At 57.5% G+C, this 14,355-nt stretch carries 12 protein-coding genes; 4 read left to right on the plus strand and 8 right to left on the minus strand.

Annotation, left to right across the window (positions count from 1 at the left end):
- Window positions 1–59 precede the first annotated feature (59 nt).
- Together TU73_RS22720 and TU73_RS22725 are read left to right on the plus strand one after the other, a co-directional pair.
- Window positions 60–476 (plus strand): OsmC family protein, encoded by a 417-nt coding sequence (locus TU73_RS22720; RefSeq protein WP_057014092.1) that lies wholly within the window; start codon window positions 60–62, stop codon window positions 474–476.
- Window positions 477–540: 64 nt separating this feature from the next.
- Window positions 541–1,407 carry a pirin family protein gene (locus TU73_RS22725; RefSeq protein ID WP_057014093.1) on the plus strand — a complete coding sequence of 289 codons (867 nt, stop codon included), beginning with the start codon at window positions 541–543 and terminating at the stop codon, window positions 1,405–1,407.
- A gap of 98 nt (window positions 1,408–1,505) precedes the next feature.
- Here the strand turns inward: TU73_RS22725 and TU73_RS22730 are convergent, their stop codons facing one another.
- The 4 genes from TU73_RS22730 to TU73_RS22745 all read right to left on the minus strand — a co-directional run bounded on the left by TU73_RS22730 (window position 1,506) and on the right by TU73_RS22745 (window position 5,220).
- Window positions 1,506–2,234 (minus strand): dienelactone hydrolase family protein, encoded by a 729-nt coding sequence (locus TU73_RS22730; RefSeq protein WP_057014094.1) that lies wholly within the window; start codon window positions 2,232–2,234, stop codon window positions 1,506–1,508.
- 66 nt (window positions 2,235–2,300) lie between these two features.
- Entirely contained in the window at window positions 2,301–4,205 is a 1,905-nt protein-coding gene (gene htpG, locus TU73_RS22735; RefSeq protein ID WP_057014125.1) for a molecular chaperone HtpG, read from the minus strand.
- An 89-nt stretch (window positions 4,206–4,294) separates the two neighbouring features.
- Window positions 4,295–4,747, minus strand: a complete 453-nt coding sequence (locus TU73_RS22740) for a PaaI family thioesterase (protein ID WP_057014095.1) — start codon at window positions 4,745–4,747, stop codon at window positions 4,295–4,297.
- Entirely contained in the window at window positions 4,744–5,220 is a 477-nt protein-coding gene (locus TU73_RS22745) for a PaaI family thioesterase (RefSeq protein WP_057014096.1), read from the minus strand. The genes TU73_RS22740 and TU73_RS22745 overlap by 4 nt, the downstream gene beginning before the upstream one ends.
- Window positions 5,221–5,377: 157 nt before the next feature.
- Between TU73_RS22745 and TU73_RS22750 the strand changes: the two genes are divergently transcribed.
- On the plus strand, window positions 5,378–5,635 hold the full coding sequence (locus TU73_RS22750) for a hypothetical protein (protein ID WP_057014097.1): 258 nt from the start codon (window positions 5,378–5,380) through the stop codon (window positions 5,633–5,635).
- 89 nt (window positions 5,636–5,724) lie between these two features.
- Here the strand turns inward: TU73_RS22750 and TU73_RS22755 are convergent, their stop codons facing one another.
- A complete protein-coding gene (locus TU73_RS22755) occupies window positions 5,725–6,465 on the minus strand; it encodes a DUF599 domain-containing protein (RefSeq protein WP_057014098.1) in 741 nt (246 codons plus the stop codon).
- A 517-nt stretch (window positions 6,466–6,982) separates the two neighbouring features.
- Between TU73_RS22755 and TU73_RS22760 the strand changes: the two genes are divergently transcribed.
- Window positions 6,983–10,447, plus strand: a complete 3,465-nt coding sequence (locus TU73_RS22760; RefSeq protein ID WP_156421245.1) for a dermonecrotic toxin domain-containing protein — start codon at window positions 6,983–6,985, stop codon at window positions 10,445–10,447.
- An 88-nt stretch (window positions 10,448–10,535) separates the two neighbouring features.
- Here TU73_RS22760 and brnQ read toward each other — a convergent pair whose 3' ends face one another.
- The 3 genes from brnQ to sucC form a co-directional block, all read right to left on the minus strand.
- Window positions 10,536–11,849 (minus strand): branched-chain amino acid transport system II carrier protein, encoded by a 1,314-nt coding sequence (brnQ, locus tag TU73_RS22765; RefSeq protein WP_057014100.1) that lies wholly within the window; start codon window positions 11,847–11,849, stop codon window positions 10,536–10,538.
- A gap of 428 nt (window positions 11,850–12,277) precedes the next feature.
- Entirely contained in the window at window positions 12,278–13,159 is an 882-nt protein-coding gene (sucD, locus tag TU73_RS22770; RefSeq protein WP_003190013.1) for a succinate--CoA ligase subunit alpha, read from the minus strand.
- Window positions 13,159–14,325, minus strand: a complete 1,167-nt coding sequence (gene sucC, locus TU73_RS22775; protein ID WP_003190011.1) for an ADP-forming succinate--CoA ligase subunit beta — start codon at window positions 14,323–14,325, stop codon at window positions 13,159–13,161. The genes sucD and sucC overlap by 1 nt, the downstream gene beginning before the upstream one ends.
- Window positions 14,326–14,355: the final 30 nt, after the last annotated feature.

Genomic DNA, 14,355 nt, shown 5'->3' on the forward strand with positions numbered 1-14,355 from the left:
GAGCGCCAGCATGCTCTATAACTGCATGACCTTCATCCTGCCCTCTTGTGAGGTTCGCCATGCCTGTTACCGTCAATACACTGAACGCTGAAAACTTCCGTCACAGCGTCAATATCAACAACCATGAGCTGTTTACCGACCTGCCCAAGAGCCTGGGTGGCGATGACTCGGCGCCCTCTCCCCACGATTATTTCGATGCTGCGCTGGCATCATGCAAAGCCTTGACGGTCAGACTCTATGCGCAGAAGAAAGATATCCCGCTCACCGGCGTGACCGTTGAGGTGACCCACGACGCCGCCGAAGAGCAAAAAGGCAAATATAAACTCAGCGTCAAATTGACCCTCAAGGGTGTATTGAGCGATGAGCAGCGCGAGGAGTTGCATCGCGTCGCAGACAAGTGCCCGGTACACAAGCTGATGACCACCGCCGAAATCAGCATCGAGACGACATTATCGGAAGGTGCCTTCAGCGCATAGCGCCAACTTCCTATCGAGCGGGTTATGCTCAGCCCCATCCAACCCGCTCAGACAGGGATGCGCCATGACCACCCTCACCGTGATCCGCCCCCGCGCCGAAGATGTCGAAGGCCAGCCGATCCTGCGCCCGCTGCCCTCCCGTGAATGCCGCAGCGTCGGGCCCTTTGTGTTTTTCGACCATATGCTGCCGACCCGCTATGCACCAGGCACGGGCATGAATATCCGCCAGCACCCGCATATCGGCCTGTCCACCCTCACCTATCTGTTTGAAGGCGCCTTGCAGCACAAGGATAGCCTCGGCTCGGACCAAGTGGTGCAGGCCGGCGATGTCAGCTGGATGACCGCAGGTAGTGCAATTGCCCATGTTGAGCGTACCCCCGAAGCGCTCAAGACCAGTGGTTTCAGCCTGCACGGCCTGCAAGTGTGGCTGGCCTCACCCAAGGACCACGAGACCGGGCCTGGCCACTACAGCCATCACCCGGCGGCGAGCTTGCCGGTGAGCGATAACCTCGGCGTGCAGGTGCGCTTGATTGCCGGTGATGGTTTTTGCCTCAAATCCCCCGTACCCGTACTGTCACCGACGCTGTATGCCGAGGTACAGATGCAAACCGCCACTACCCTGCTGATTCCGGATGAACATGAGGAACGTGCGGTGTATGTGCTGGAGGGTGAGGCGCAGTTGGACGGTGAAGCGCTGGAGGTCAACAGCTTGGTGGTATTGCCGACTGGGCAGGAGCTGGCCCTGTATGCCGAGACTGATTGCCACCTGATGGTGTTTGGCGGGGCGCCGCTGGATGGGCCACGGCGGATCAACTGGAATTTTGTGGCGAGCGATCCGGCGGTGATCGAGCAGGCGAGACAGCGTTGGGCGGCTGGGGATTGGCCGACTGTGCCGGGGGAGTCAGAAAGAATCGAGTTGCCTGTTAGATAGCATTCGCGAGCAAGCCCGCTCCCACATTTCGGTCTGTGAACGCAGTCATATGTGGGAGCGGGCTTGCTCGCGAAGAGGCCCGAACAGGCGCCGAAGCATCAGCCCTTGAACACTTCATCCAACAAGTTATGCATCGACTGGAACGCCCGTGCAGCGGTCTTGGCGTCGTACATCATCTTGCCCGGCACATTGGCCTCGGGGTCGGTGAAGGAATGCACCGCGCCTCCGTAGCTGAGTAACTGCCAATCCACACCCGCCGCGTTCATTTCATCTTCGAACGCCGGCAGTTGTTCTTTGGGCACCAACGGATCGCAAGCACCGTGCAAGACCAGCACTGAGCCCTTGATGTTATTCGCATCCGCCGGATTTGGCGTGTCGAGGGTGCCGTGGAACGAGATCGCCGCCTTGAGCGGCGCCCCAGTACGCGCCAACTCCAGGGAGCAGCAACCGCCGAAGCAGAAACCGAAGGTCGCCAGCTTCGACGTATCGACGGCCGCCTCGGTCTGGCCTTGCAGTTGCTCAAGGGCCGCCTGCATGCGTTTGTTCAGCAACGGGCGATCGTTCTTCAACGGCATCATCGCCGCGCCGGCTTCATCGCCATTCGACGGGCGCACGGTTTGCCCGTACAGGTCGGCGATCAGCACCACGTAGCCCTGGCTGGCCACGCTCTTGGCGATCTCTTCAGCACCTGCACTCACACCCATCCAGTTCGGTGCCATCAGCAGGCCCGGCAAGGGGCCCTTATGGCTCGCATCGAACGCCAGGCGGCTCTCATAAGACTGGCCATCAATCTGATAGACCACGGAACGCACAGTGACTTGGCTCATCATTCTCTCCAGTTGAGGTGCACTAGAACGAAAAAACCCGCCGAAGCGGGTTTTTCTACAACGGTGTTAAACCGACAGTTCAACCAACAGCTTGTTCAGTCGGCGCACATAGGCGGCCGGATCTTTGAGGCTGTCGCCAGCGGCCAGGGCCGCCTGGTCGAAGAGGATGTGCGACAGGTCGCCAAAACGCTCTTCGCTCTGCTCGCCATCGAGTTTCTCGATCAGCGGGTGAGCCGGGTTGAATTCGAAGATCGGCTTCGAATCCGGCACTTTCTGACCGCTGGCCTCGAGGATCTGGCGCATTTGCATGCCCAGGTCCTGCTCGCCAATGGCCAGGATCGCCGGGGAGTCGGTCAGGCGATGGGAAACCCGTACTTCACTGACCGCATCCCCCAGGGACGCCTTGATCCGCTCAACCAGGCCTTCTTTGGACTTGGCGACTTCCTCGGCTTCTTTCTTCTCTTCCTCGGAGTCCAGGTTACCCAGGTCCAGGTCGCCACGGGCGACGTCGACGAAGGATTTGCCGTCGAACTCGGTGAGGTAGCTCATCAGCCACTCATCGATACGGTCGGTCAGCAGCAGCACTTCGATGCCTTTCTTGCGGAAGACTTCCAGGTGCGGGCTATCCTTGACGGCTTCGTACTTCTCGCCGGTCAGGTAGTAGATCTTGTCCTGACCTTCCTTGGCACGGGCCAGGTATTCGGCCAGTGACACGACCTGCTCTGCATCGCTGCCTTGAGTCGAGGCGAAACGCAGCAAGCCGGCGATTTTTTCCTTGTTGGCGAAGTCTTCCGCCGGGCCTTCCTTCATCACCTGACCGAAGTTCTTCCAGAAGCTCTTGTATTGCTCAGGTTCGTTCTTCGCCAGTTTTTCCAGCATGTCGAGCACACGCTTGGTCAGCGCCGACTTCATGGAATCGATGATCGGGTCTTTCTGCAGGATTTCCCGCGACACGTTCAACGACAAGTCGTTGGAGTCGACCACACCTTTGATAAAGCGCAGGTACAGCGGCAGGAAGGATTCGGCCTGGTCCATCACGAACACGCGCTGCACATACAGCTTCAGGCCTTTGGGCGCTTCACGCTGGTACAGGTCGAACGGAGCACGAGCCGGCACGTAGAGCAACGAGCTGTATTCCAGCTTGCCTTCGACCTTGTTGTGGCTCCAGCTCAGCGGGTTTTCGTAGTCGTGACCGATGTGCTTGTAGAACTCCTGGTATTCCTCGTCCTTGATCTCGGTACGCGGACGGGTCCACAGGGCGCTGGCACGGTTGACGGTTTCCCATTCCTCGGCCGGCTTCTCTTCGCCTTCGGCAGCGGTCTGCTCCTTGGGCAACTCAATCGGCAACGCGATGTGGTCGGAGTATTTCTTGATGATGTTGCGCAGGCGCCAGCCATCGGCGAATTCGTCTTCACCGGATTTCAGGTGCAGCACGATGCGGGTACCGCGGTCAGCCTTATCAATGGTGGCGATTTCGAACTCGCCCTCACCTTTGGAAGCCCAGTGCACGCCTTCGCTGGCGTCGAGCCCGGCACGGCGGCTGAACACTTCAACCTTGTCGGCAACGATGAAGGCCGAGTAGAAGCCCACGCCGAACTGGCCGATCAGGTGCGAATCTTTTTTCTGGTCGCCCGAGAGGTTCTTCATGAAATCCGCAGTGCCGGATTTGGCGATGGTACCCAGGTGGGTAACCGCCTCTTCACGGCTCATGCCGATACCGTTGTCTTCGAGGGTGACGGTCTTGGCGTCTTTGTCGTAGCTCACGCGGATTTTCAGTTCCGCGCCACCTTCCAGCAACTCCGGCTTGGATAGGGCTTCGAAACGTAATTTGTCGACAGCGTCAGAGGCGTTCGAGATCAATTCGCGAAGGAAGATTTCCTTGTTGGAATACAGCGAATGGATCATGAGGTGCAGCAGCTGCTTCACCTCGGTCTGGAAGCCCAGGGTTTCCTTTTGAGTTTCCACACTCATGGTCATCAAACTCCAATTGGATGGCAATGGCCGCGCCCTTGAGGGTTGGCGGCGGGTTGTCATCAAAGTTGGGGGCTAAGACCAGGATTTCAAGGGCGGGCCAGATCCTCAATCTTGAAATGTGCACGGGCGGTGGCAATCGGTTCGGCCGGGGTGCTCTGCCAGGCGGTGATCGCCACATTCGCCACACGGCGACCCTGGCGCCATACCTGGCATTTGGCGTAAGTGTCGCGAAACTGGCCGGCGCGCAGGTAATCCAGGGAGAAGTCGATAATCTTCGGCAGGCTCGCAGCGCCGGTAGACACCAGCAGATGCATCGCCGCCGACAGCTCCATAAAGCCGGCGATCACCCCGCCATGCAACGCCGGCAATATCGGGTTACCAATATTGTCTTTGCTGGCCGGCAGGCGAAACAGCAGCTCATCCCCCAACCGGGTGCATTCGACACCGATCAGCTTGGCATAGGGCACCAAGTCCAGAAGTACGTCGTAATTGCCGCGAGCGAGGGCCTGCTCCAGGCGGGTCTTGAACCGATGGGTCATGCCTGCTCTCCCCTGACCGTGCTGCCCAGCCCCTGCGTGCCTTTGAGGCGCTTGCCCATGCGCATGAACGTGCCCACCACGTGGGCGATGGGCTGTTGCGGATCGTCCTGATAGGCCACCCCCCGGGTAAAGATCACATCAGTGGTGACCCGGTAGCATTGGGCAAAGCCATAGACCGGTTTATGGGGCTGGGCGGGGTGCATGTAATCGATGCGCAGGTCCAGGGTCGGGCACACCTCGAATTCGGCTAATACGCACAGGGTGGCCATGCCGCAGGCCGTGTCCATCAAGGAAGTCAGCGCGCCACCATGGATCACTCCGGTCAGGGGATCACCGACGATATGCGGGCCGTAAGGCAGCACGAGGGTCATGCCCTCCTCACTGGCCGCATGCACGGCAACACCCAGCACCTGGCAGTGGCGCAGCGCCGAAACAAAGCGTGCGGCACGCTCTAACAAGGGGTTTTCGGTCATTGGTTTTAGACTCTTATTAGTGTGAATCCGGCGGACTAAAAACGCCGAAAAAAGTTTCTGTGCGAAAACGTATATATATCTGTGGGATAAAAGGAACTAATGCTGGCCCATTAGGCTCGAAAGGCCAGTAGATATCTTCAATAAGGAGAAACACCCCATGCGCAAGACATTAGCTATTTCCATGATGCTGGCCGCTGCCCTCGGCCTGGCTGCCTGCGACAAGAAATCCGAAGACAAAGCCCAAGACGCTGCTGCCCATAAAGAGCAAGCTCAGCAAGACATGGCTAAAGCACAGGATAAAGTGAACGACGCTGCGAAAGAAAACGCCGATGCTGCCAAAGCTCAGGCTGAAGCTAACGAAGCTGCCACAAAAGAAGCTGCACCTGCAACGCAGGCACCAGAACCAACCAAGTAAGATAGCTTGGTCTGATTCCGCAAAAGAAAGCCCGCTTTAGATAGCGGGCTTTTTTTTGCCTGCGTATTTTGCACAGGCCCCAGGCGCAATCAGAGTGCGGCCTCTTTGACCGACTCCGGCGCAGACATATCGGTCGGGGTATAGACCATCACTTGCAGCACCGCGGAATGAAACTCCCGGTGATAGAGCACCAAGACTACCCCGCTGCTCATCAACATGAACAGCCAAGGGCTGACAAACCAGGCCAGCATGGTCATGCCGAAATAATAAGAACGCAGCCCAAGGTTGAATTGGTTGGCCGCCATGGAAATCACCCGTGCCGCCCGGGACGCGAACGCTTTGCGCTCCTGTTCCGAGACTTGTCGCTCACCGATCATCGGCGCCGACCCCACCAGCACCGCCGCAAAGTTGTACTGGCGCATGCACCAGCTGAAGGTAAAAAACGCATAGACAAATACCAGTGCCAGACAAAGCAATTTGATCTCCGACATCCCACGGGATGCCTGCTGCACTATGGGAATGTCCGCCAGCAACGACACCGCCCGTTCGGAAGCGCCGAGCACAGTGAGAATACCGGCGAGGATGATCAAGGTGCTGGAGGCAAAGAACGAGGCATTGCGTTCCAGGTTGCCGATCACGCTGGCGTCGGCGATGCGGTTATCGCGCAATAGCATACGGCGCATCCAGTCTTCGCGGTACAGATGCAGCACGCTGGCCAGACACGCGGTGTCACGGGCTTTCCAAGTGGCGTAACGGGTATAGCCGCCCCAGCAGATCACAAACCAGAGTGCGGCGAGCAGGTGGATTTGGTTGGTTTCAACGAATGACATGCGGGTCCTTCTAAAATGTGAGCCCGTGAATCCAATGGGATCACCAGCGAGCGTACGACCGCGGCACCCAATCCACCGTCAACACAACAGGGACTGCGGTGTCCTGAAAAATCTGGAACAAATATCAAAAACACGGCCGCACTGCCTGTTCTTTATGAAAAATTCTGTTTCGCAATGTACATAAGTTCGGCCTGGGAACCAGCAGGACGCCGTTAATCACTTAGTTGAGCCCTGGGGCACGAAGCCCTGGTCATTCATTCTCAAACAGAAGGACCTGCTATCTATCCACAGGACTTCAATGCGCTCAACGTCTCTCTCTCCCCGCCAAACGCCTTCGCCACAGGAGGTCCAACTGTCCGTCAGTACAGCCTCTGAATCGACGACGCCTTTATCGAGTAACGATCAGCCCAGACCGCTCGGATCAGACTCGGATGATCGAATAAAACTCAAAGTCGGTGGCATAACGCCGGTCGTTGCCGATAGGACTGGGCCAAACGCAGCCGCCCCGCAGCTCCAATTGATTGAGCAGCATCAGACGTACAACCAGAAAATTACTGATTTGCTCAGTCACCAGATGACGCTCCAACGTTTTATCCAGGCTCAGTTGAAAAAAACCTTTCCCCAGCTCAAGTCAATCGATCCCAACATCATCCTCGTCAACACCTATCGACAGCAGCCGCCGGCAGAGCCTGTGTTGATTTCCACGCAAACCTTATCAGAGGCATTACTCCACAAGGTCGTGCAAGTCTACAGAGACGCCATCACCGGCACACCGAATGCTGAAGAACACGGTGCAGATACGCAAACCGACTTTTACATTAACGGACCTGCAGGTGATGCCCAAACCAAGCTGGAACATCAGGGTTCCCTGCTGACCCTTGCCAAAAATATCGCAACCCGCTTTCCCGAGGCGTTGAGTAGCTACTGGAACAGACCTCCCGAAGGCTCCTTCAAGCAGCCATCACGCCTCGCACAATTATCCGCCCTGCACCGGCAAATGCTCTCCACCGAGGCAGCACTACGGTTTGAAGACGGAACTCTCAGCGAGACTGGCAAAAAGCTGATCGACACCGCCTTTCAGTACCCGACACTTGAAGCACGCGAACGCGAACTTCCCGCTGGGGATCGTCCCGGGGTGTATCCCATCCGGGTAGATGACAACTCCCCCAACGGAGCCCTTTTAGCCGGTTGCTTTCTTATCACCCGCAGTGACGGGTCGTCGGCCGAGGCGCCTTACACCGCCAGTGACACCAGGAGTATCGGGCTGGATGACACCACTGGGCCTGTAGTGCTTTATACGCCCGGAGAAGGTTTTGAGGAGTTTGCGAGCCCTGGCGACGCCCGCGAAGCACTGATGCAGAGGATCAATAACGATGACGAGAAGGCCACCCAATTACTCAAAAGTTTGCCGCTGTCGGTAGAGCACAGTCGCGACTCTGAATGGGGAGATGACTTGCTGCTGGGGTTCGCCCCCGTCTCCGGCGACGTTGTGGCGCAGACCTTTCCCCAGTTGCTGCGGCGCCAGGCAGACGAGGTCAATGAAACCATGCAGTCCGGCTTCGCCGAAGCGCAAGCCGAAACCGGATCCTCTCGCACACCCGCGCTGCTTTCTGCCGAAACTGCCGCAGCCGTCGATGATGCCGCGGATCTTTCACTGCATTTCGATGGCAGTAATGCCCTGCTCGCACGCAATGAACAACTGCACAACAAACTACAGCCGCAATGGCTCAAAGAACTGCCCCCCGAACAGGAAACGAATTATCGGAAACTGGAGGAAGCGGAACACGAAAGTCTCATGCACTTGCAGCCATTATTGAAAAACATCCCTCCCCTGGATATTTTCGCCAAACAATTGCTGGCCCAGGCGCTGAAAGCCAAACTGCAGGACCGCTACCCGAATGAGGAAATAAATCCCGACAACGTGATGGTTCAGATAATTACACAGCAGTCGGGGAATATCGGTCTTTCAGGCGTCCATAATGCCCACAAGCAGCAGGTCGACACCAAGTCGCTGACCGAGCTGGCCCTTATGAACACAGCGCCATGGACTGAAAACTCGCCGACAAGCACCTGGACCGCTCACGTGGTCGGCGCCAATGGAAACTACCTGCTGACATTGGATAAGCCGTTCCTTGAGGAACTGATCAGTCAAACCGATGTGGGCGGCCGATACCTTAATCTACTGGATGACAAACTCAGCCCCACCGCCACTTCCGACGAAGCCAGGGCGCTACCCAACGCCTGTAAAGACCTTCAAAAAGCAAGGATGGCCAAGGACGCGTTCATCACCAGCCTGGATCCCGACGCCTACCTGAACAAGCAAAAAATCGCCGAACAGTGGATCAAAGCGACACTTGAGCATGACGACGCAACAACATGGCCAATCGTAAATGGTGCATCCATTGTCTCGCACAGCGTGGCCGTGAACGGCAAACCCATCCAGGGCATGCTGGTCATCAAACCGACCAACCATCCTTCCCTTGTCCTGTACAGCCCGGATGCTCCCGACGGACGCCCGTTCAGAGAAATTGTGGACGAGGATCAACTCAACAAGCTGCTGGACACCCCCCAGTGGAAGACCTACATGGACCAGCGGGAATCACCTGTTGATAGGTATGGTATTCACGACGACCTGTTTTTGCCTGGAATCAGCAGATGGCTTAAGACATTCGCGGCCGATCATGAAGCGGGCATCAGGCTAAAGCCAATCAAAGGGGGCATCAGTGACAGCCTTTACATGCAGGAGCTAGGGTTGCTCAGAGGAAAAGCCTTGGTTCGGATGACAACCAGCGCCGAGGTTTCGGCCCGATCCACAGTCAACAAACTAATGTTCGCCACAGATATGGCCCAACTGGTGCTGAGCCCCACCCCGGTCAGCGCTGGTACATCAGCCATCAACAGGCTCTCCAAGGCTGCGTTAAGGGAATTGCGTGCACCCGGACGAAGCCTGCCCAGGCTCCTCACCCAACCGGGGCGATGGGGTGCGGTGTATAACGACTTCGCCATGGCTGCGTCGGGTGTTCCTTTACTCAAAAGGGCCCCGTTGCGCCCGGTGTTCAAAGCCCCTGCGGGTACGTCGATATCCGCGGGCCGCCCCTCAAGCATCCCTGCCCAGTTGCCAAACCCGGCCCATCCTGTACAGACGTTGAACCGAGGGGATCTAGCCGCTCATGCACTGGATAATCACCTATTGGTCGGAAAACCGCTCAGCGCCACCGGGCCACAGCAAGTCGGTGACAAATGGTTGATCCGTTACACCGATAATTCAGGCATGAGCAAGGTCTACCAAATAAGTCCGGTGTTCAAATTCGAATCAGGGTTTGTAAACGTTATAAACCCGCAGACGGGACGTCGGGTGGCTACGCTTTTGAATAAAGGGAACGGCGAATGGGCGCCAACCGGTTTACCGGGTGGCGCCAGACTACCTGCAACGTTAGAACCCCTCCCGCAGCCCCCTTCTGCCACCTCGACTAAAAACCTATTGCCTTCAAGCAGCTCTTCCGACGCCGGCAGTTGGCGAATAGAGTCGCCGGGGCAAAAACCACTTCCAGTGCTGGTCAATACCAGGGCTCGTGACCTGAACGCCGAGATGCATCTGGCAGGAGCGGCATTGAACCCCAGAGCTGCCCGAGCGGAACTGATGCGGATCACCACGTCGCAGGACCTGAACGTTGTGTTGAAAACCAATACAGTCAGCAAGTTCGTCTTCACGCAAGACAACCAACTGATCATCGGCACTATCGACAAAAGTGCGCCACCAAAATGGTTATCGCATCCTGCTATCGCGGAAATCGGCGCCGGCAGTGGTCAATCAGAAAAAGTGGTCAGCGCAGGCTATATAAGGAAAGACGCCCTGGGGAAATTCCACCTTTCCAACGTCTCTGGACACTATCAACCTCGACGAAGCGATCTGAGGCCTGTCCAGGAATACCTGAGGAACATGGGAGTGGATTCGACAAAGAGCAAGTTCCCGATACCCTGAAACAGGCAGCCTGTCTTAACACTGCATATAAAAAAGCCCCGGAGCATTTGATCCGGGGCTTTTCGATTACAGCATATGACCAGAGGCGTTAAGCGATCGCTTCGCTACGCTTGCCCAGAAGGCGATCAACCACTACAGCAACAACCAGCGTCATCACCGACGGCACCAGCCACGCCAGGCCCTGCTCGCTCAGCGGCAGATGCGTCAACTGCGCTGGCATCCAATCCGCCAGGCCCGCCCCCTTGAGAGCGTCGATGCAGCCAAAGATGAACGACACCAGCATTACTGGTCCGACAATACGCCCTTGCTCCTGCCAGAAATCCTTACAGAAGCTCAGCGCCACCAACACGATGCACGGTGGGTAGATGGCGGTGAGTACCGGAATCGAGAAGGCGATCAGCTTGGTCAGGCCCAGGTTGGACACGAACAGCGAGAACAGCGCCAGGATCACCACCAGGGTCTTATAGGACAGCGGCAGGATCTTGCTGAAGTATTCGGCGCAGGCGCAGGTCAGGCCCACGGCGGTGACCAGGCACGCCAGGGAGATCAATACGGCGAGGAAGCCGCTGCCCAGGGAGCCGAACGTATGTTGCACATAGGCGTGCAGTACCGCTGCGCCGTTGCTGGCGCCGGCTGCCACGGCATGGCTGCCCGAGCCCAGGCGGAACAGGCTGACGTACACCAGTGCCAGGCCCACGCCGGCAATCAGCCCGGCAATGATCGCGTAGCGGGTGATCAGCTTGGGCGACTCGACACCCCGGGAGCGGATCGCGTTGACGATCACGATGCCGAACACCAGGGCGCCCAGGGTATCCATGGTCAGGTAGCCATTGATAAAACCTTGGGAGAATGGCGCGGCGACGTATTCCGTGGTGGCAACCCCTACTTCACCGGCCGGCAAGGCAAACGCGGCGATACCGAGGATGGCCAGGGCAATGATCTTCAGCGGTGCGAGGAAACGACCTACGGTGTCCAGCAACCGGCCTGGATACAGCGAGACGAAGAACACCACCAGGAAGTACACCGAGCTGTAGAGGAACAGCGCCAACGGACTTTCACCGGTCAACGGCGCAAGGCCCACTTCAAATGACACCGTCGCAGTACGCGGGGTCGCGAACAGCGGCCCTACCGCCAGGTACGCCGCCGCCGCCAGGAGGCCACCGGCGATCTTGCCGATCGGGCTGCTCAGCGCATCCATGCCACCACCGACCTTGGCCAGGGCAATTACAGTGACCACCGGCAAACCGACCGCGGTGATCAAGAAGCCCAGCGCCGCCATCCAGACATGGGGTCCGGACTGCAAGCCGACGATAGGCGGGAAGATGATGTTGCCGGCGCCCACGAACAGGGCAAATGTCATAAAGCCCAACGCCAGGATATCCTGGCTTTTCAACACTTTCATTTGAGGAAATACCACACTACTGAATCGGAATTTAGAGAGGGCTTCCCTATGGATGAGGGAAATGCTGCCGGCCCTGATGGGGGCTGACCGTACCAGCGCGCAGCTTCCTTTTGGGATGCGGACGCATAAAGAGGCGGCTAGGGTACAGAATTAGGCTGACAAACGCACTGTTGCGGGGCGCACTGTCCGATAAGCGACATTCAAATGTCGCGTTTTCATACTTAATTGGGCAATACGGAACCCTGTGGGAGCTGGCTTGCCTGCGATGGCATCGACTCGGTTTGGCTGATGCACCCAGTTGTCTGCATCGCAGGCAAGCCAGCTCCCACATTGAACCGAGCACATTCTCCAATCTGGCTATACCCGGAATGCACAAAGGCCACCCGAAGGTGGCCTTTGTGTGGTGAAGCGTCAGCTAAGCGCGAGGCTTACTTGACAGCCCAACCAGTCAGCTCGGCCAGGGCCTTGCCGATGTCTGCCAGCGAACGCACGGTTTTAACCCCTGCGTCTTGCAGAGCAGCGAATTTCTCGTCTGCAGTGCCTTTGCCGCCAGAGATGATTGCGCCAGCATGGCCCATGCGCTTGCCCGCAGGAGCAGTCACACCAGCGATGTAGGAAACAACCGGCTTGGTCACGTGTGCCTTGATGTAGGCAGCCGCTTCTTCTTCAGCCGAACCGCCGATCTCACCGATCATGACGATCGCTTCGGTCTTCGGGTCTTCCTGGAACAGCTTCAGGATATCGATGAAGTTCGAGCCTGGGATCGGGTCACCGCCGATGCCGACGCAAGTCGACTGACCGAAACCGGCGTCAGTGGTCTGCTTCACAGCTTCGTAGGTCAGGGTGCCGGAACGGGAAACGATACCGACTTTACCTGGCAAGTGAATGTGACCTGGCATGATGCCGATCTTGCATTCGCCTGGGGTGATCACACCTGGGCAGTTAGGGCCGATCAGGACTACGCCCAGCTCGTCGCATTTAACTTTAGCGTCCAGCATGTCCAGGGTAGGAATGCCTTCGGTGATGCAGACGATCAGCTTGATGCCGCCGAATGCCGCTTCCAGGATCGAGTCCTTGCAGAAAGGAGCTGGAACGTAGATTACGCTGGCGGTGGCGCCAGTGGCTTCTACAGCTTCTTTCACGGTGTTGAACACTGGCAGGCCCAGGTGCTCGGTGCCGCCTTTGCCTGGCGTTACGCCGCCAACCATCTGGGTGCCGTACTCGATGGCTTGCTGGGTGTGGAAACTACCTTGCGAACCGGTAATACCCTGGCAGATAACTTTGGTGTCTTTATTGATCAGGACGCTCATTACTTGCCCTCCGCAGCTTTGACAACTTGTTGAGCAGCGTCGGTCAGGCTGGTAGCCGCGATGATGTTCAAACCGCTTTCTGCCAGTACTTTAGCGCCCAGTTCAGCGTTGTTACCTTCAAGGCGCACAACAACCGGGATTTTGACGCCGACTTCTTTCACTGCACCGATGATGCCTTCGGCGATCATGTCGCAACGAACGATGCCGCCGAAGATGTTGACCAGTACTGCAGCGACGTTCGAGTCGGACAGGATGATCTTGAACGCTTCGGTAACGCGCTCTTTGGTAGCGCCACCACCTACGTCGAGGAAGTTGGCTGGCTTGCCGCCATGCAGGTTGACGATGTCCATGGTACCCATGGCCAGGCCAGCACCGTTGACCATGCAACCGATGTTACCTTCCAGGGCTACGTAGTTCAGTTCGAACTTGGCAGCGTGCGCTTCGCGCGGATCGTCTTGCGACGGATCGTGGAAAGTCTTCAGCTTAGGCTGACGGTACATGGCGTTGGCGTCGATGTTGATCTTGGCGTCGAGGCAATGCAGATCGCCGTCAGCCTTGATCACCAGCGGGTTCACTTCCAGCAGGGCCAGATCGTGATCCTGGAACAGTTTGGCCAGACCTACGAAGATCTTGGCGAACTGGGCAACTTGCTTGCCTTCCAGACCCAGCTGGAAAGCCAGTTCACGACCCTGGAATGGCTGGGCGCCAACCAGTGGATCGATAGTGGCCTTCAGAATTTTTTCTGGGGTTTCGTGAGCGATCTTCTCGATGTCCACGCCACCTTCGGTGGAAGCCATGAATACGATGCGACGGCTCGAACGGTCAACGACAGCGCCCAGGTACAGCTCTTTAGCGATATCAGTGCACGATTCAACCAGGATCTTGGTGACTGGCTGGCCATTGGCATCAGTCTGGTAAGTCACCAGACGCTTGCCCAGCCACTGCTGTGCGAAGGCCTTGGCGTCTTCTTTGCTGCGAACCAGCTTGACGCCGCCCGCTTTACCGCGACCACCGGCGTGGACCTGGGCTTTGACCACCCACTCACTGCCGCCGATTTTGTCGCAAGCTTCTGCTGCTGCTTCCGGGGTGTCTACTGCGTAGCCCTTGGAAACTGGCAGGCCGTATTCAGCGAACAGCTGCTTACCCTGATACTCGTGAAGATTCATGCTTTTTACCGTCTTCGTTAGGTACTGCGC

Source organism: Pseudomonas libanensis, assembly GCF_001439685.1.
GTDB classification, from domain to species: domain Bacteria; phylum Pseudomonadota; class Gammaproteobacteria; order Pseudomonadales; family Pseudomonadaceae; genus Aquipseudomonas; species Aquipseudomonas libanensis.